The sequence below is a fragment of the Maribacter vaceletii genome, assembly GCF_003634105.1.
Taxonomy (GTDB): domain Bacteria; phylum Bacteroidota; class Bacteroidia; order Flavobacteriales; family Flavobacteriaceae; genus Maribacter_B; species Maribacter_B vaceletii.
The window spans coordinates 1,729,761-1,746,265 of sequence record NZ_RBIQ01000007.1 but is presented as its reverse complement, the minus strand read 5'-3'; the positions used below and the strand labels follow the sequence as shown (position 1 = coordinate 1,746,265).

Below are 16,505 nucleotides of genomic sequence, written 5' to 3'. Positions count from 1 at the left end.
TATGAAAGTGATATATTGGTTCTCAACAGCAATAATATCTGCTTTTCTCTTCTTAAGCTCTTATAGTTATTTATTCAGTAAAAGTACAATTCAAGGAATTAGAGCTTTAGGTTTTCCTGACTTTTTCAGGATAGAACTAGCCGTATTAAAATTGATAGCTGCAATAGTATTACTAATACCGTTTGCGCCTTTGCAACTAAAAGAATGGAGTTATGCAGGTGTAGGATTATTTTTAATAACGGCTTTAGTTGCACATATCAAACATAAGGATTCTATCTTTATTATAATTTTACTTCTAATACTTATGGGAATTCTAATAATATCCAACATTTATATGAATAAGCTTTTAAAATAAATACTGTGACAAAAAATTGCATATAAAAAATAACTAGGAAAGCATTAACCTTCTAATTTTGTGCCTTTTGTGTCTTTGTGTTTAACTTAAATTTTAGTAAATTTAAATACGCTATTATTCTTACACTAGACAATTACCCTTAAATAGAGTATAAAATACCACTTAATGAAAATTATTTCTACTAACATAGGAAAACCTACAAAATTCATTTGGAATGGAAAGGAAGAAACCACTGGTATATATAAAAAGCCCACAGATAAGCCGATATATTTGACAAAAAATGACGTGATAAATGATGAGGTGTCGAATAGACTAAATCATGGGGGATATTATAAAGCTTGTTACTTGTTTTCTTCTGAACAATATCCGTATTGGAAAAATTTATACCCAAACCTTGATTGGTCATGGGGAATGTTTGGAGAAAATTTAACCGTTGCAAATTTTGATGAGAGAAATGTATATTTAGGTGATATTTATAAAGTAGGAGAAACAATAGTGCAAGTATCCCAATATAGAGAACCATGCTATAAGTTTGGATATAAATTTGGAACTCAAAAAGTACTTAAACAATTTATAAAACATGGATTTGGAGGAACATATTTAAGTATTTTAGAGGAAGGATATGTTAATATTAATGATGAATTCTTATTAATAGAACGTCCAAAAGTTAGTTTAACTGTATCTGAATTATTTTATTTAGTTCATACAAAAGAAAAAGACCAAAATTTACTGAAAATTGTAGTAAACAGTAAAGCTATTCCGCCAAAAAAAAGAATGCTATTAAGTAAATATATAAAGTAAGTATTTAACCACACAACTAGTCTTATACGATAACAGTAATTATAAAAAATACTTAATCTTAAAATAGTTACTGTAATGCCTATAAAAAATGAACTACAAATTAATTTTAAAAAACATTAGTCGTTTTATAGACTTAAATCAAGAAGAACAAGACTTATTTATTTCTTTATTAAAAGAGAAAAAACTTAAAAAAAAAGAGTTTCTACTTAAACCAGGAGAAATTGCAAAATACGACTATTTTACTACTAAAGGTTGTTTAAAAATTTACAAAATAGATGATAAAGGTTCTGAACATATATCTATGTTTGCTGTTAAGGACTGGTGGTCCGGAGATATAGCTAGTTTTATAACACAGCAACCTGGAAACTATTTTGTACAAGCGCTAGAAGAATCTGAAGTGTTACAAATCTCAAAAGAAAATTTTGATTTACTATTCGAAAAAATTCCAAAGTTTGAACGTTTTTATAGAATCTTATATCAAAGATCATTGGTTTCTTATATACAACAATCTGATCAGAACATTTCTTTAAACGCCGAAGATCGCTATCGTAATTTCATCAAAAAATATCCTTCATTAATTAATAAAATTTCTCAAAAAAATATTGCTGCTTATTTAGGTGTTACACCTGAATTTTTGAGTGTGCTTAGAAAAAAAATGGCATCAATGTAATTTCTTAATGTACATTATTTTTTCTAGATACAAAGAGTTTGTTCTTTGTAGTATGAAAAAAACACATGTTATTTTAATTTTTTTCTTTTTGGTTATTAGTCAAAAAGTAGTAGCTCAATTTACACAATTAGAATTTGCTTCTGGAATTGGTAAAACTGATTTTACTTCTTTTTCAAATAGACCAATCGACGATAAAAAAACATTTTCTATCCTAACTTTAGCTTTTTTTCAAAAATATCATAACAAGGAAAATATAATTTTTGATGAGCTGGGAGTACAAACTACAGCTTTTTGGAATTTTAGCAAATCAATATCAATTGGCCCATCTCTTTATTATAATAGTGTTGCTGGTTTTTCTGAAAGGATCTCTTTACTATTTAATGTAAAAACAAAAAGATTTTCTCTTGTTGTTATCCCTTCTGTTGCTCATTTAGAAGTCAGTAATTTTATTAACGGAGAATTAGTTGTTCAAATACAACTTACACAACCATTAAAAAAAGAATGGAATGCGTTATTAAGCGCTCAAATACTTACCCATTGGGATAAATTCTCGATACATTCCAGAAGTTTTCAACAAATAAGAACAGGTCTTTCATATAAAACAACACAATTTGGTTTAGCAGCAGACTTTGATCAATATGGTAAAAATCCAATAACAAAAACCTCTATAGGTTTTTTTGTTAGAAAAATATTCATTAACAAATAAACATAAAAATGATACGTAAAATTCTTAAAACAAAAGACAATTGGGGGCAATTAATTGCTCGTTTAACACTAGGATTAGTACTATTTCCTCATGGGGCTCAAAAAATGCTAGGCCTATTTGGAGGGTACGGCTATACAGCAACTTTAAATGCTTTAACCAACCAAATGCAACTCTCTTGGATTATAGCATTTTTGGTAATCAAAATAGAGTTTTTTGGAGCCATTTTCTTAATACTTGGGTTTGCTAGTAGAATTTGGTCATTAGCCATAGTTTTTCTATTCATAGGAATAATTTTTACAGCACAAATGGAACATGGTTTTTTTATGAATTGGTTTGGTGCTCAAAAAGGAGAAGGTTATGAATATTCTTTATTGATTATAGGTTTAGCAATTACAACGGTAATAAATGGTTCAGGTAAATTTTCTCTAGATACTCAGATTATAAAATACTTAAACAAAAAATAAGATGAAAAACATAATAGCTTTAGGAGGAAGTAATAGTAAAAACTCTATAAATAAAGAACTCGCTATTTATACCGCTAATAAAATTAATAATGTTGAAGTAAGCATTGTAGATTTAAATGATTACGAATTACCACTTTACGGAATTGACTTCGAAACAGAATTTGGAATTCCTGAGAATGCAGTAAAACTAAGCAAGCAAATAGAAGATACAGATGGATTGGTTATATCATTAGCAGAGCATAATGGTTCTTATACGGCCGCTTTTAAAAACACTCTAGATTGGTTATCTAGAATTGACATTAAAGTATGGAAAGATAAACCAATATTATTGTTAGCAACTTCTCCTGGTAACAGAGGCGGTAAAACAGTTTTACAATCGGCAAAAGAATATTTTCCATTCCTAGGGGGTAATGTAACTGGGGATTTTTCATTGCCAAATTTCTATGAAACTTTTAAAGAAAATAAAATTTCTGATACTAAATTAAAAGAAAAATTAAGCCTTAAAATACAGTTTTTTAAAGAACAGGTGTATAAAGGATAAAAGAATGGTAAAAAGAAGTGTAGCAAATAACTTATAAACTACTACCTTTAATGTAGAAACATTACCAATGTTTTGCAAAAAAAGAACTGTAACAAAATTTATGAAAAAATTTGGATTAATTGGAGGAATTGGCCCTGAATCTACGATTGAATATTACCAACAAATTATAAAGAAATTTAAAGAACTAACAAATTCTAATTCCTATCCAGATTTTTTAATTCAGAGTATAGATATGAGCAAAGTCTTAGAGCACGTTTCTAACCAGGACGAAAGTTCTTTGGTTGAGTTTCTTGCCAAGAAGATAAAAATTATTGAAAACGCAAAGGTTGATTTTGGTGCAATGGCATCAAACACTCCACATATTATTTTTGATAAATTATCTAAACAAGTAAACATCCCGTTAGTAAGTATAGTTGAAGAAACTTGTAAAATAGCTAAATCAAAAGAACTTAAAACAATTGGATTATTAGGGACAATTTCGACCATGACCAATGGGTTTTATCAAAATGTTGCAAAAAAACATGGCATACATATAGTAATCCCTACAAAAAATCAAATGGATTACGTGCATGACAAGTACATTAATGAACTACTTTATAGAAATATACAACAAGAGACTAAAAATAAATTAATTAGTATTGTTCATGATTTATCTAAAAAACACGCCATTAAAGGTTTAATTTTAGGCGGAACAGAATTGCCTTTAATTCTTAATCAAGATGATTTTGAAAATATTGAAATTTTAGATTCCACAAAAATACATGTAGATACAATTGTAAGGATGATGATTAGCGAATAAAAAGTCTGCTCTGACTGTTTATATAGAATAAGGAACAGATTAAAGAAATCTATAAAAACGAAGCGTAAATTTAGCGTATCAATTTGGGCAAATAATTATCTTAGATAACTTATATAGACCTTATAAAATCTAAACACTCAAAAAATCTAAAAAGAACTTTGCGTTATTCCACAAGAAAGTTAGGAAACTAATGCGTACTCAAAAAGAATACAAGACTTACCCTAAAAGAAAGAATCCAAATTAAGAAAATAATTAAAACATTATTTAAGAACAATTATTACAAACTCCTGTTAAGACACAAGTTGCATTTTGAACTTTGTAACCATTAGGTAGCAAATAATTTACAGGAGTTTCAAGACACTCTATACTATCACAAGATAAACACCTAAAATGAAAATGATACTGGACTTTATTTGTTTCTTCACATTTTCTACATATGGCAAAATATTGCTTACCATCTTCTGCTACAATTTTATGTACTATATTATCATCACAAAACCTGTTTAAAACTCTATATATAGTTGCTCTATTAATATTTATACTAAGCTCTTTTTCTATTGCATCTTGACTTAAAGCTTTTTTTGAATTTGACAGCAAACTAAGTACCGCTTCTTTAGCAGGTGTATTTCTTCTTTTCATATTATAGTGCGAATATGTCGCAATAATACAAAAAATACTTTATATTTGACAAATACTTAATTGCGACTTATTCGCATTAAATAACTTTTCTTAACATTTTTAATATAATACTATCATGAACCAAAATGAATATGAAGTAATTATAATAGGCGGAAGCTATTCTGGACTTTCCGCAGCAATGGTTTTAGGACGCTCCCTAAGAAAAACTTTAATTATTGATTCAGGAAAACCATGTAATAGGCAAACTCCACATTCTCATAATTTTCTAACACAAGATGGTAGTACACCGCAAGAAATATCTAAAATTGCCAAAACTCAAGTTTTAAAGTATGATACTGTAACATTTTATGAAGCATTAGCAACTGGTGCAAAGAAAACAAAAAAGGGCTTTGAAATTACTACTTCTTTAGATACTACTTTTAAAGCTAAGAAATTAGTATTTGCTACAGGAATTAAAGATTTAATACCAAAAATAAAAGGGTTTGTAGATTGTTGGGCAATTTCTGTTGTGCATTGCCCATATTGCCATGGGTATGAGATAAAAAATAAAAAAACAGCAATTATAACCAATGGAGAAAAGGCAGTACATATTACTCCTTTAGTACATAATTTAACTAAAAATAGTACTCTTATTACTTCTGGCAAAGCAGGTTTTAGTTCTGAACAAATATTAAAATTTAAACAGAATAACATTGCTATTATTGAAAAAGAAATTTCTGAAATTGTACATACTAACGGGCAATTAGAAAAAATCATTTTTAAAGATGGTAGTAAAGAAAACTTTGATTGTGCTTATGCCGCAATCCCTTTTGAACAAAATACCACTATACCAATGGAATTGGGATGTGAACTAACAGAAGATGGCCACCTTAAAGTAAACTCTATGTTTCAAACCACTGTAAATGGTATTTATGCATGTGGAGATAATAGCACTCCTATGCGCTCAGTTGCAAATGCTGTTTATGCTGGTAATGTTACAGGAGCAGTGATTAATAAAGAACTAGCTGATGCTTCTTTTAACAACGTTAAAGCAATTAAAATCTATAACTAATAATGACAGAATTCTGGGAAGAAAATTTTAATAAAAAAAAGGAGATGTGGGGACTTGATGCCTCAAGGTCAACTATTATGGCAAAAGACTTTTTGTTAAAAAACTCTGCAAAAAATATTCTTATTCCTGGAATTGGATACGGAAGAAATGCCCAGGTATTTAAAGAAAATGGTTTTGATGTCACAGGAATAGAAATCTCGAAAACTGCTATTAATTTGGCGCATAAAAATTATGGAGAAAATTTCACCATTTATCATGGCTCAGTAACACAAATGCCTTTTGAAGATAAAAAATATAATGGTATTTTTTGTTATGCACTAATTCATTTACTTAATAAAAAAGATAGAAAACAACTTATACATAACTGTTATAACCAACTTACAAAAAACGGTTACATGATTTTTACTGCTATAACAAAAAACGCTATTAATTTTGGAAAAGGAAAAGCTTTTGAGAAAGACCAATATGAATTTAATAAAGGAGTAAAAATATTCTATTATGACATAGAAGCTGTAAAAGCGGAATTTAATGCTTACGGTCTTTTTGAAATAAATGAAGTAGAAGAAAACCAGCCTATGTATTTTATAAAATGCAAAAAGGAATAAAATTAAATAAAAGTTAAAATGTTTTTTATTTCTAACCGATTGGTTAGTTTTGTGCTGTATTATAAAATATAAAATGCCAAGAGTTAAAAGTTATTGCGAAGTAGATGTAATTAAAAAAGCCATGCCTGTATTTTGGAAACATGGCTACAAAGGCACTTCTATGCAAATGCTTGAAAAAGAAATGGGAATAAATAAGTTTTCCATTTACTCTAGCTTTAATAATAAACATGGTGTTTTTATTGCATGTTTAAAATTGTATCATCAAAACACCAAGGACATTTATTTACGATTTAAAAACTCTGAAGGTGGTACAGAAGATATTAAAAGACTATTCCAAGATTCTTTAAACATCTGGTATTTAAATGATAAACTAAAGGGTTGTTTTATAACAAATACACGTAACGAGTTTGCAGAAAGTGATGATGCCCTAGTAATGAATCAAATAGAACAGCGAAAAGACTTAAAAGATATTATCATTAAAAAATTAAGGCTAAGGGGTACTAAAACAGAGGAAACTATTTTAGAAGAAGCAAATTTTTTAGCATTGTCATTACATTCTTTAAGTACCGCATCTAGAATAAGCTCTAAAAAAGATATTGAAAATTATATAAAAATGGTTTTCAAGTATATATAACTTTTTTTTAATCTATAACTAACCGATTGTTTAGAAACAATTAATATAAATAATAATTACATGGAAATAAAAGAACAAAATTTACAAACACAATTAGACGAAGTAAAAAACAACTTTGAATCTAAAGCAGATGCATCCATCATAAAAATATACAATGACGGTATTAAGGCTGTTACCAAAAGTGGTGTGTTAGAAAATGCAAAAAATGTGGGCGATACCGCTCCAAATTTCATTTTAAAAAATGCCCTTGGCAATCCTGTAGAACTACAAGAATTTCTTAAAAAAGGGAAAGTAGTTTTAACCTGGTACAGAGGTGGATGGTGTCCTTTTTGTAATTTAACTTTACGTGAACTACAGCAAGAATTACCTAATTTTAATGCAAATAACGCAACCCTGATTGCACTAACGCCAGAAGTTCCTGATAATTCTTTAAGCACAAAAGAAAAGCACAATCTAGATTTTGAAGTATTGAGCGATTTAGGAAACAAAATTGCTAAAGAATATGGTATTGTTTACAAACTTACAGATGACGTTGCAAAAAGCTACAACAGTTCTTTTGGTTTAAACAATTACAATGGAGACGATTCTAATGAGCTTCCATTAGCTGCAACATACATTATTAATGAAGACGGAACCATTGCTTACGCCTTTTTAGATGCAGAATATCGTAACAGAGCAGAACCAACAGAAATAACAAAATTCCTTTCTTCTAATCCATCATAAAAAAATGAAAAATTCAAAATTATTATCCGCTTTTAAATCAAACAGTTTAAATCTAAATAACCATGTGGTTATGGCACCAATGACTCGTTCTCGTGCTACAGGCAACACACCAAATGATATTATGGCAAGGTATTACGGTTTACGTTCCAGTGCAGGTTTAATTATTACCGAAGCTACTTCGCCTTCAAAAAACGGATTAGGCTACCCAAATATTCCTGCTGCATATTCTAACGAGCAAATAGCTGGTTGGAAAAAAACAACCGATGCTGTGCATAAAAATGGTGGAAAAATATTCCTTCAGATTATGCATACAGGCCGTATTGCACATATCTTAAATTTACCAGAAGGCGGTGAAGTAGTTGCGCCTTCAGCAATACAAGCTGCAGGTGAAATTTTCACAAGTGAAGGTGCAAAAGAACACTCTATACCTCGTGAAATGACCATTGCAGATATTGCGCAAGCGCAAGATGAGTTTGTACAAGCTGCTAGAAACGCTATAGAAGCTGGTTTTGACGGAGTTGAAATTCATGCCGCAAACGGTTATTTAGCTGAACAGTTTATCAACACTGGCGCTAACCAAAGATCAGACAATTATGGTGGTTCTACAGAAAATAGAACACGTTTTGTTTTAGAGATAACAACCAAAATTGCCAAAGCAATTGGAAGCAATAAAACCGGAATTCGTATTTCTCCGTTCAGTGAATTTAATGATATGCTTATTTTTGATACCATGCAAGAAACTTATACTTATTTAGTAGAGCAGTTAAACAGTTTAGATTTAGCTTACTTACATATGGCAGGCATGTCCGCTAAAATTCCTGAAGGATATTTACAAGAATTAGGCGCCAAATTTAATGGAACTGTAATTTACAATGGCGGTTTAGGTTATGATTTAGAACGTGCTGAAAAAATAGTTTCTGAAAATGAAGATAGCTTAGTGTCTATAGGTTTTCCTTTTATTTCAAATCCTGATTTAATAGCTCGTATTACTGAAGGTGCAGAGCTAAATGAGGTAGATCAAAATACCATGTATACTCCTGGCGAAGAAGGGTATTTAACCTACCCTACTCTAGAAAATGCATAATAGATTTTAAAAGAACCTTAAAAAAACGGTTTAGGAGTAATCTTAAACCGTTTTTTTGTAATGTAGTTTGTGGTATTTAAGGAATGATAAAATGTTTATTGTAATTTGTTGCAAAAATGAATTATTTATACACAAAATTAGAATAGACTGTTTGGAATATGAAAAAAAAATCTAACTAAAGATTTATGAAAAATATAGCCTCATTAATCGTAATAGCATTATTTATTAATGCATACTGCCATGGGCAAAACACCTATTTGTATTCTAAACCTAAAGAACGTACAGACGGCTGGAAAACTAACACTTTATTAGCCCAAAATGTAGATACAACAGCAATACATGAATTATTTAACCAAATACTGAATAGGGAAAATAAAATTCATAGTGTTCTTTTGGTAAAAGATAATCAGTTAATTCTTGAAGAGTATTTTAATGGGCAATTAGCTAACCAACCCCATGACTTACGTTCCACTACAAAAAGTATACGATCCATTTTAATGGGAATTGCTATTGATAAAGGTTTTATTCAAAATATTAATGACCCAATTTTAAAATACTTAAAAGGTTGTATTCCAACTAAAAACCTAGATCCCAGAAAAGAAAAAATAACTATAAAGCATCTTTTAACAATGTCCAGCGGATTAGATTGTAATGATTGGGATAAAAAATCTAAAGGGCAAGAGGACAAAGTTTACAAAAAAAAGGATTGGCTTAAGTACACACTTAACTTACCAGTTATAAATGAACCTGGAGAAGTTTCTACTTATTGTTCTATGGGTGCAATTCTTATAGCAGAAATAATAAGTCGGGCATCCGGGATAACAATCCAAGAATTTGCACAAAAGTATTTATTTACCCCATTAGGAATAACAAATTTATATTGGGGCCATACATCAGACAAAAAAATACTTTCCTCTGGGAAAAGGTTATATATGACCTCCCGAGATATTGCAAAAATAGGAGTATTAATACTTAATAACGGAATGTGGAATAAAAAGCAAATTGTTTCGCAGAAATGGGTTAATGAGTCTACCACTCCTAAAACAAAAATTACAGGAATTAACTATGGCTACTTTTGGTGGTCTATACCGTACCAAGTAAATAATGAAATTATAAATTCAAAAACCGCAACAGGAAATGGTGGGCAATACATTATGATTATACCCAAAATGAATATAGTTGCCATATTTACTGGTGGTGCATATAATTCTCACGAAGACAAATTAGCATTTGAAATAATGCAAAAAGTGTTTTTACCTAGTATTGTCACTAAATAATAAAAATTAGTATTCCTATACTTTTAGGAGATTTATAAAATTACTTATGTATTTTTATAAAAATTCAACCTAAATATTTACATTAATCCTAGTCTTAACTAGTATAATTTTATGGCATTTCCTAATCTTAAAAAAGTTATTAAAGGTATTCCTAAAGCAGAACTCCATTTACATATTGAAGGTAGTTTTGAGCCCGAACTTATGTTCCAGATAGCTAAAAGAAATAATATAATTTTAGATTATGATTCTATAGATTCTTTAAAAAAAGCATACCAATTTAATAATCTTCAAGAATTTTTAGATATATACTATACTGGTGCTAAAGTGTTGTTATATGAACAAGATTTTTATGATTTAACATGGGCTTATCTAAACAAAGTACACGATCAAAATGTTGTGCATGTAGAAGTGTTCTTTGACCCGCAAACGCATACAGATAGAGGTGTAGATTTTGCCGTTGTTATTAATGGCATTTATAAAGCATTAGAAAAAGCTAAACAAGAATTAAACATTTCTTACAAACTAATTATGTCTTATTTAAGGCATTTAAGTGAAGAAGAAGCTTTTAAAACATTAGAATCTTCATTGCCTTATAAAGATTGGATTGATGGTGTTGGTTTAGACTCTTCTGAAATTGGAAACCCACCTAGCAAATTTGTTCAAGTTTTTAAAGCTTCTGCAAAACACGGTTACAAATTAGTAGCTCATGCTGGCGAAGAAGGCCCTGTAGATTATATTTGGGAAGCTTTAGACCTTTTAAAGGTTATAAGAATAGACCATGGAAATCGTTGTTTAGATGATGAAAAGCTAGTTCAAAGGTTAGTTAAAGAAAAGATTCCCCTAACCTTATGCCCATTAAGCAATGTAGCACTTAAAGTAATTTCTAAAATGGAAGAACACCCTGTTGCAAAAATGCTGGAAAAAGGAATTATTGCGACTATACATTCTGATGACCCTGCATATTTTGGTGGCTATATGAATGCTAATTTTTACGAAACAGCAAAAGCTTTAAACCTAAATAAAAGGCAGATAATGCAATTGGCAATTAATGCTTTTGAAGCAAGTTGGTTATCTTCTAATGTTAAAGAAAAGCATATTTTAGAGGTAAAGAATTATTTTAATTCTTTATAAAAAAACTGTAAATTAAAACACCTTATCTATTGCTTCAATAGTTTTATCTAAATCTTCATAAGACAAAGCATCATTTAAAAAATAACTTTCAAAAGCAGAAGGTGGCAAATAAATACCCTGCTCTAACATGCCATGAAAATACTTCTTAAAAGTATCATTATTCCCTTTTGCCGAGGTAGCAAAATCTACTACTGGAGTATCTGTAAAATGAACAGAAATCATACTACCATAACGGTTTATTTGGTATGGAATATCTTTGGTTTTTAAAACAGTATTAAAACCATTATGCAAATATTCTGTTTTTTCTGCAAGGCTCTTAAAAACTTCTGGGTTATTATTTAACTGGGTAAGCATTGCCAAACCTGCACTCATTGCTAATGGGTTACCACTAAGTGTTCCTGCTTGGTATACGGGGCCGTCTGGAGCTAAATAACTCATAATTTCATTACGAGCAGCAAAAGCACCAACAGGTAGACCACCACCTATTACTTTTCCAAAAGTAACAATATCTGCATCTATACCTAAGGCTTCTTGTGCACCACCGGTTCCTAAACGAAAACCTGTCATTACCTCATCAAAAATTAATAAAATACCTTCTTTTGTACAAAGTTCTCTTAGGCCAGTAATAAATTCAGAAGTAGGAATAATACATCCCATATTACCTGCTATTGGCTCTATAATAATTGCAGCAATTTCACCAGCATTGGCTCCTGTTAAAGCTTTTACACTTGCCAAATCATTATAATTTGCTAATAAAGTATCTTTTGCTGTTCCTTGCGTAACCCCTGGACTATTTGGGCTCCCAAAAGTAACTGCACCACTACCCGCTTGTATTAAAAAAGAATCGGAATGACCATGGTAACATCCAGCAAATTTTATGATTTTATCTTTTCCGGTATATCCTCTTGCTAAACGAACCGCACTCATACAAGCCTCGGTACCGCTATTAACAAAACGTATTTTATCTATATTAGGAACCATAGAAACTGCTAGTTTAGCCAAATCTGTTTCTATCTCTGTGGGCATCCCAAAAGAAGTTCCTTTTTTAGCTTTAGCTACAATGGCATTTATAACTGGCTCATAGGCATGCCCTAATATTAATGGACCCCAAGAAGCTATATAATCTATAAGTGTATTACCATCCTCATCATACAAATATGCTCCTTTTGCTTCTTTTACAAAGATTGGATCCCCGCCAACTGCTTTAAAAGCACGTACTGGAGAATTTACACCTCCAGGAATATATTTTTTAGCATCATTAAATAAGGCACTACTTCTTTTATAAATCATCTTTTTATAATTGCTATTTTATTTTACAACAAGTTCCTGGCCAATAGACAAATTGGTGTTTTGCATTCTATTTATTCGCATTAATTCTTCTACAGACACAAAATATTTTCTTGAGATAGAATACAAGGTATCTCCTTTTTGAACAATGTGTTTTTTAGAATTTGCTTTAGGCACTATTATTGGTTTTCTTTTTACGTTTGTTACACTTCCTGAAGGAGTATCATAATTATATAATTGATATTTATCAATTAAGTAAATAAGTTTTTGCGGATATTTTTTATCAGTTGCATATCCTGCTTTTCGGAGTCCTTTAGCCCATGCTTTATAATCCTTATGATGATAATCAAACAAAAAAGCATATCTAGACCTTGTTGTTAAAAAAACACTGTGGTCTCTATAAGAATATCTTGGATGGTTGTACTTTCTAAAACACTCTCCCTTTTCATCATCATCATGAAAATCATAATCGCCCTCCCAACCTGTATGGCATTTTATTCCAAAATGATTATTAGTTTTCATGGCTAATTCTCCTTTTCCATAACCACTTTCTAATAATCCTTGTGCTAAAGTTATACTTGCAGGAATACCATAAGCCATCATTTCTATCTGAGCAATTTCTGAAAAAGTATCAATATATTCTTGAGCCGTATTAAATTTAAAATAAACAAACTTTCCCTCGTCTTTTGGCAGGTCTTTATATGTTTTTACGGGTGTTTTCTTTTTATGAGAAACTACATTATCGGTTTTTAATTTACCAGAACGTATGGTTGTTTTTTTTGATTTACAACCAACTACTAAAAGAATTACACAAATAAGAAAACTATATTTTTTCATTCAACAATTACTAAAGGTTGCTTTTTATTTTTTAAAACTGTATTCATTCCTTTTATACCTTGTAAGCCTCCTGTATGGATTGCTAAAATTTTTGTTCCAGGCTTAAAATTATCTTCTTTTATCATTTCTAGTAAACCATAAACCATTTTACCTGTATAGATTGGGTCTAAAAGAATATTGGTTTCCTTTTTAAAAGCATTAATAAATTGAATTAATTCTGGAGAAACCTTACCATAACCTCCAAAATGATATTTATTTTGAAGCTCCCAATTTATTTTGCTTGCAAATTTACGAATATCTTCTTGTAAAAAATTGCCTTTTAAAGCAGGAAAACCAATTACTTTTTGTTCTTTGTTAGATGCATTTATTATACCAGAAATAGTGCCTCCTGTACCTACTGCTGTAGTAATTACATTAAATTCACTATCCTTAGAAGATAAAATTTCTTCACAACCTTTTATTGCTAGAGAATTACTACCGCCTTCTGGTAATAAATAAAAATCTTTAAATTCTTTCTTTAATTCGTTTATAAATTCTGGTGTTTCTTTAAACCTATACGCCTCTCTACTAACAAATTTAAAATGCATACCATGTTCTTTTGCTAAAAGTAAAGTGGCATTATTTTGCCATTTATCTTGCAGTTCTTCTCCTCTAATAATACCAATAGTTTTTAAACCTTCTTGCATACCTGCATAAGCAGTTGCAGCGATATGATTAGAGTAGGCTCCGCCAAAAGTTAGTAACGTATCTTGTTTTGCTTCTTTTGCAGCTAGTATATTGTATTTTAATTTACGATACTTATTACCCGAAATTAATGGGTGTATTAAATCTTCTCGTTTTATATACAACGAAATTTGCTTCTCTATAAGTAATGGATGATTTACTTTTTGATTTTGCGTTTGCACTAAACTTTTGTTTAACTACGCCAAAGGTATTTAATAAAGCTGAAAAACTTTCTTTGATTTAAATAATCTAAATTATTCTCATTATAATAAGCTTCGCGCTCAAAGCTAATATTTTGATATGCTTTATAAGTGTTTAAATAAAAAACACTACGTAAAAGCCACTCTGTTATATACCAAATATAAAAAGGAAGAATAAGCAATTCTTGCTGTTGTTTAAGGTGTATTTTTTCGTGATTAATAAGTACAATATCTTCTTTTAAGGTAGTATCCTTTAGAATTATAAAAGGCCATAAAGACAAGCCTACGTAATTTTTATAGAAGAAATGTTTGAATATTAATATCATAAATACTTTTTACAAACGCTTATCCCCAAAGATAATTGTAATTTTTTAATCTTAAAAAGTTACTAGATTTACATACAAACAAAATCGATTAAAGAATAAAAAACCTATAAACCTTACTAAAATGTATAGGTTTCTAGTGGGCATAAGGCAGTTATCAACAAAGAATCCTTAATTTTATAGCAAAACTTTATAAGCTATTTACTGTACATGAAAGAGATTATTCCGTTAGAAGAAGGTGATTTTTACTTATCTAAAGAAGGGTATAAAGTATTTACAGAACAATTTCATTTAAAAAGAGGATATTGTTGTGAAAGTGGTTGCAGACATTGCCCCTATGGCTACAATGCAAAGACAAACAGACAATAGCAAAGTGTTTATTCGGCATGATTTTTGAGATGTTTTAATTACAAAAAATCTATTCTAATCCCAAAAAATATAGTTGTTATGAAAAAACTACAATTACTCGCAATACCAATATTACTATTGGCTGTATTAAGTTCTTGTACCTCGGTACGCGTACTTTCTGATTATGATAAAGATGCTAATTTTAATTCGTATAAATCCTATGCGTTTTACAAGACTGGTATTGATAAAGCTCAAATTTCTGATTTAGATAAAAAAAGAATTTTAAGAGCTATTGATTCTGAAATGGCTATAAGAGGATTTACAAAATCTAATTCTCCAGATATCTTGGTAAGTATTTTCACTAAAGAGAAAGAACAAGTTGATGTTTACAATAACTACTGGGGCGGTGGTTTTGGTTGGGGCTGGAACCCTTATTACTGGGGGCCAGGATGGAACAATGGCACACAAGTAAGCACCAGAACACAAGGCTCTCTTTATATAGATTTAATTGATTCTAAAAGCAAAGAATTAGTTTGGCAAGGAAAAGGAATAGGAACTCTTTCCCAATCTAAAAGCATAGAAAAGAAGGAAGAACGTATTCAGGAATTTGTAGGAGAGATATTAAAAGCTTATCCGCCACAAATAATGGCTGTAAAATAAGCATCTGTACATGAATTTAAAAGAGAGAGTTGTTTAGCTAAACAGCTCTCTCTTTTTTATAATAAAGGAAAATAAGTACTGTCTTTTACTTCGTTTAAAACAAATGCACTTTTAACCATTCCTATATGTGGCAAAGATGCTACCTTATCTTTGGAGAACTTAAAATAGTCATCTAAATCTTTAACTACTATTTTTAACAAAAAATCGAACTCCCCACCTACTACAAAACACTCTACTACTTCTGGATACTTTTTTACACTAGCAGCAAAATCATCCATTAAGCGTTCCTTTTGAGCATCTAAGGATACAAAGCTAAAAACAGTAATACTTGGCTCTACTTTATTTTTATCTATAATAGCAACGTACTTAGAAATAAAACCATTCTGCTCTAATCTTCTTATACGATCATACACAGGGGTTTTGGTCATTTGCAACCGTTCTGCTATTTCTTTAGCATTAGTTTTTGCATCTTTCTCTAATATCTGCAATATTTTTCTATCTATACTATCTATTTTTTGTTCCATAAATTTTCCTGTTTCAACACCATAAAATTCAACTCAAAAGTACATATTACCATATTATTTAAAAATAAAGGAATTTTTACTAATAATCACACATTGCACACTACTAAATAATCAAATATGTAC

22 protein-coding genes are annotated in these 16,505 nt (G+C 30.0%); 16 read left to right on the top strand and 6 right to left on the bottom strand.

The window, feature by feature from the left end; genetic code table 11:
• The first annotated feature begins 1 nt into the window (after position 1).
• From CLV91_RS07245 to CLV91_RS07215, 7 genes are all read left to right on the top strand, one after another.
• A complete protein-coding gene (locus tag CLV91_RS07245; RefSeq protein WP_121065456.1) occupies positions 2–355 on the top strand; it encodes a DoxX family protein in 354 nt (117 codons plus the stop codon).
• A gap of 165 nt (positions 356–520) precedes the next feature.
• Entirely contained in the window at positions 521–1,156 is a 636-nt protein-coding gene (locus CLV91_RS07240) for an MOSC domain-containing protein (RefSeq protein WP_121065453.1), read from the top strand.
• Between the two features lie 88 nt (positions 1,157–1,244).
• On the top strand, positions 1,245–1,826 hold the full coding sequence (locus CLV91_RS07235; protein ID WP_121065450.1) for a Crp/Fnr family transcriptional regulator: 582 nt from the start codon (positions 1,245–1,247) through the stop codon (positions 1,824–1,826).
• Between the two features lie 52 nt (positions 1,827–1,878).
• On the top strand, positions 1,879–2,532 hold the full coding sequence (locus tag CLV91_RS07230) for a hypothetical protein (RefSeq protein WP_121065447.1): 654 nt from the start codon (positions 1,879–1,881) through the stop codon (positions 2,530–2,532).
• An 8-nt stretch (positions 2,533–2,540) separates the two neighbouring features.
• Positions 2,541–2,996 carry a DoxX family protein gene (locus tag CLV91_RS07225; protein WP_121065444.1) on the top strand — a complete coding sequence of 152 codons (456 nt, stop codon included), beginning with the start codon at positions 2,541–2,543 and terminating at the stop codon, positions 2,994–2,996.
• Position 2,997: 1 nt separating this feature from the next.
• The gene (locus CLV91_RS07220; protein ID WP_121065441.1) at positions 2,998–3,537 is read left to right on the top strand and encodes an NADPH-dependent FMN reductase; all 540 of its coding nucleotides are present in this window, start codon (positions 2,998–3,000) and stop codon (positions 3,535–3,537) included.
• A gap of 100 nt (positions 3,538–3,637) precedes the next feature.
• Positions 3,638–4,336: an aspartate/glutamate racemase family protein gene (locus CLV91_RS07215; RefSeq protein ID WP_170146710.1), complete on the top strand. Its 699-nt coding sequence runs from the start codon at positions 3,638–3,640 to the stop codon at positions 4,334–4,336.
• A 264-nt stretch (positions 4,337–4,600) separates the two neighbouring features.
• Here the strand turns inward: CLV91_RS07215 and CLV91_RS07210 are convergent, their stop codons facing one another.
• Positions 4,601–4,975: a Fur family transcriptional regulator gene (locus tag CLV91_RS07210; RefSeq protein WP_121065435.1), complete on the bottom strand. Its 375-nt coding sequence runs from the start codon at positions 4,973–4,975 to the stop codon at positions 4,601–4,603.
• 115 nt (positions 4,976–5,090) lie between these two features.
• Between CLV91_RS07210 and CLV91_RS07205 the strand changes: the two genes are divergently transcribed.
• The 7 genes from CLV91_RS07205 (at position 5,091) to CLV91_RS07175 (ending at position 11,480) form a co-directional block, all read left to right on the top strand.
• On the top strand, positions 5,091–6,026 hold the full coding sequence (locus tag CLV91_RS07205; RefSeq protein WP_121065432.1) for an NAD(P)/FAD-dependent oxidoreductase: 936 nt from the start codon (positions 5,091–5,093) through the stop codon (positions 6,024–6,026).
• Between the two features lie 2 nt (positions 6,027–6,028).
• Positions 6,029–6,631 carry a class I SAM-dependent methyltransferase gene (locus tag CLV91_RS07200; RefSeq protein ID WP_121065429.1) on the top strand — a complete coding sequence of 201 codons (603 nt, stop codon included), beginning with the start codon at positions 6,029–6,031 and terminating at the stop codon, positions 6,629–6,631.
• 73 nt (positions 6,632–6,704) lie between these two features.
• The gene (locus CLV91_RS07195) at positions 6,705–7,265 is read left to right on the top strand and encodes a TetR/AcrR family transcriptional regulator (RefSeq protein ID WP_121065426.1); all 561 of its coding nucleotides are present in this window, start codon (positions 6,705–6,707) and stop codon (positions 7,263–7,265) included.
• A 60-nt stretch (positions 7,266–7,325) separates the two neighbouring features.
• A complete protein-coding gene (locus CLV91_RS07190) occupies positions 7,326–7,988 on the top strand; it encodes a peroxiredoxin-like family protein (RefSeq protein WP_121065423.1) in 663 nt (220 codons plus the stop codon).
• Between the two features lie 4 nt (positions 7,989–7,992).
• A complete protein-coding gene (locus tag CLV91_RS07185; RefSeq protein ID WP_121065420.1) occupies positions 7,993–9,072 on the top strand; it encodes an alkene reductase in 1,080 nt (359 codons plus the stop codon).
• Between the two features lie 185 nt (positions 9,073–9,257).
• Positions 9,258–10,349 carry a serine hydrolase domain-containing protein gene (locus CLV91_RS07180; RefSeq protein ID WP_121065417.1) on the top strand — a complete coding sequence of 364 codons (1,092 nt, stop codon included), beginning with the start codon at positions 9,258–9,260 and terminating at the stop codon, positions 10,347–10,349.
• Between the two features lie 111 nt (positions 10,350–10,460).
• Positions 10,461–11,480, top strand: coding sequence for an adenosine deaminase (locus CLV91_RS07175; RefSeq protein ID WP_121065414.1), 1,020 nt, complete (start codon positions 10,461–10,463; stop codon positions 11,478–11,480).
• A 12-nt stretch (positions 11,481–11,492) separates the two neighbouring features.
• Here the strand turns inward: CLV91_RS07175 and hemL are convergent, their stop codons facing one another.
• The 4 genes from hemL to CLV91_RS07155 are packed head-to-tail and all read right to left on the bottom strand — an operon-like array spanning position 11,493 to position 14,853.
• The gene (gene hemL / locus CLV91_RS07170; protein ID WP_121065411.1) at positions 11,493–12,770 is read right to left on the bottom strand and encodes a glutamate-1-semialdehyde 2,1-aminomutase; all 1,278 of its coding nucleotides are present in this window, start codon (positions 12,768–12,770) and stop codon (positions 11,493–11,495) included.
• Between the two features lie 18 nt (positions 12,771–12,788).
• Complete coding sequence (locus CLV91_RS07165; RefSeq protein WP_121065409.1) at positions 12,789–13,604, bottom strand: glucosaminidase domain-containing protein; 816 nt, start codon at positions 13,602–13,604, stop codon at positions 12,789–12,791.
• Positions 13,601–14,509 carry a 1-aminocyclopropane-1-carboxylate deaminase/D-cysteine desulfhydrase gene (locus CLV91_RS07160; protein WP_121065406.1) on the bottom strand — a complete coding sequence of 303 codons (909 nt, stop codon included), beginning with the start codon at positions 14,507–14,509 and terminating at the stop codon, positions 13,601–13,603. Before CLV91_RS07160 ends, CLV91_RS07165 begins: the two co-directional genes overlap by 4 nt.
• Before the next feature lie 11 nt (positions 14,510–14,520).
• Positions 14,521–14,853, bottom strand: a complete 333-nt coding sequence (locus CLV91_RS07155; RefSeq protein WP_121065403.1) for a hypothetical protein — start codon at positions 14,851–14,853, stop codon at positions 14,521–14,523.
• 207 nt (positions 14,854–15,060) lie between these two features.
• Between CLV91_RS07155 and CLV91_RS16810 the strand changes: the two genes are divergently transcribed.
• Entirely contained in the window at positions 15,061–15,219 is a 159-nt protein-coding gene (locus CLV91_RS16810; protein ID WP_170146709.1) for a DUF5522 domain-containing protein, read from the top strand.
• Positions 15,220–15,297: 78 nt separating this feature from the next.
• On the top strand, positions 15,298–15,858 hold the full coding sequence (locus CLV91_RS07150; protein WP_121065400.1) for a DUF4136 domain-containing protein: 561 nt from the start codon (positions 15,298–15,300) through the stop codon (positions 15,856–15,858).
• Positions 15,859–15,914: 56 nt separating this feature from the next.
• On the opposite strand, the gene CLV91_RS07145 is transcribed toward CLV91_RS07150, so the two are convergent.
• The gene (locus tag CLV91_RS07145) at positions 15,915–16,382 is read right to left on the bottom strand and encodes an Lrp/AsnC family transcriptional regulator (protein ID WP_121065398.1); all 468 of its coding nucleotides are present in this window, start codon (positions 16,380–16,382) and stop codon (positions 15,915–15,917) included.
• Between the last annotated feature and the right edge of the window lie 123 nt (positions 16,383–16,505).

Bases quoted from the DNA above. Each gene is read 5' to 3' on its own strand.
- CLV91_RS07155 (WP_121065403.1), bottom strand. From the start codon at position 14,853: ATGATATTAATATTCAAACATTTCTTCTATAAAAATTACGTAGGCTTG.
- CLV91_RS07205 (WP_121065432.1), top strand. From the start codon at position 5,091: ATGAACCAAAATGAATATGAAGTAATTATAATAGGCGGAAGCTATTCT.
- CLV91_RS07245 (WP_121065456.1), top strand. From the start codon at position 2: ATGAAAGTGATATATTGGTTCTCAACAGCAATAATATCTGCTTTTCTC.
- CLV91_RS07190 (WP_121065423.1), top strand. From the start codon at position 7,326: ATGGAAATAAAAGAACAAAATTTACAAACACAATTAGACGAAGTAAAA.
- CLV91_RS07150 (WP_121065400.1), top strand. From the start codon at position 15,298: ATGAAAAAACTACAATTACTCGCAATACCAATATTACTATTGGCTGTA.
- CLV91_RS07230 (WP_121065447.1), top strand. From the start codon at position 1,879: ATGAAAAAAACACATGTTATTTTAATTTTTTTCTTTTTGGTTATTAGT.
- CLV91_RS07175 (WP_121065414.1), top strand. From the start codon at position 10,461: ATGGCATTTCCTAATCTTAAAAAAGTTATTAAAGGTATTCCTAAAGCA.
- CLV91_RS07185 (WP_121065420.1), top strand. From the start codon at position 7,993: ATGAAAAATTCAAAATTATTATCCGCTTTTAAATCAAACAGTTTAAAT.
- CLV91_RS07215 (WP_170146710.1), top strand. From the start codon at position 3,638: ATGAAAAAATTTGGATTAATTGGAGGAATTGGCCCTGAATCTACGATT.
- hemL (WP_121065411.1), bottom strand. From the start codon at position 12,770: ATGATTTATAAAAGAAGTAGTGCCTTATTTAATGATGCTAAAAAATAT.
- CLV91_RS07220 (WP_121065441.1), top strand. From the start codon at position 2,998: ATGAAAAACATAATAGCTTTAGGAGGAAGTAATAGTAAAAACTCTATA.
- CLV91_RS07145 (WP_121065398.1), bottom strand. From the start codon at position 16,382: ATGGAACAAAAAATAGATAGTATAGATAGAAAAATATTGCAGATATTA.
- CLV91_RS07235 (WP_121065450.1), top strand. From the start codon at position 1,245: ATGAACTACAAATTAATTTTAAAAAACATTAGTCGTTTTATAGACTTA.
- CLV91_RS16810 (WP_170146709.1), top strand. From the start codon at position 15,061: ATGAAAGAGATTATTCCGTTAGAAGAAGGTGATTTTTACTTATCTAAA.
- CLV91_RS07165 (WP_121065409.1), bottom strand. From the start codon at position 13,604: ATGAAAAAATATAGTTTTCTTATTTGTGTAATTCTTTTAGTAGTTGGT.
- CLV91_RS07180 (WP_121065417.1), top strand. From the start codon at position 9,258: ATGAAAAATATAGCCTCATTAATCGTAATAGCATTATTTATTAATGCA.
- CLV91_RS07195 (WP_121065426.1), top strand. From the start codon at position 6,705: ATGCCAAGAGTTAAAAGTTATTGCGAAGTAGATGTAATTAAAAAAGCC.
- CLV91_RS07240 (WP_121065453.1), top strand. From the start codon at position 521: ATGAAAATTATTTCTACTAACATAGGAAAACCTACAAAATTCATTTGG.
- CLV91_RS07200 (WP_121065429.1), top strand. From the start codon at position 6,029: ATGACAGAATTCTGGGAAGAAAATTTTAATAAAAAAAAGGAGATGTGG.
- CLV91_RS07225 (WP_121065444.1), top strand. From the start codon at position 2,541: ATGATACGTAAAATTCTTAAAACAAAAGACAATTGGGGGCAATTAATT.
- CLV91_RS07210 (WP_121065435.1), bottom strand. From the start codon at position 4,975: ATGAAAAGAAGAAATACACCTGCTAAAGAAGCGGTACTTAGTTTGCTG.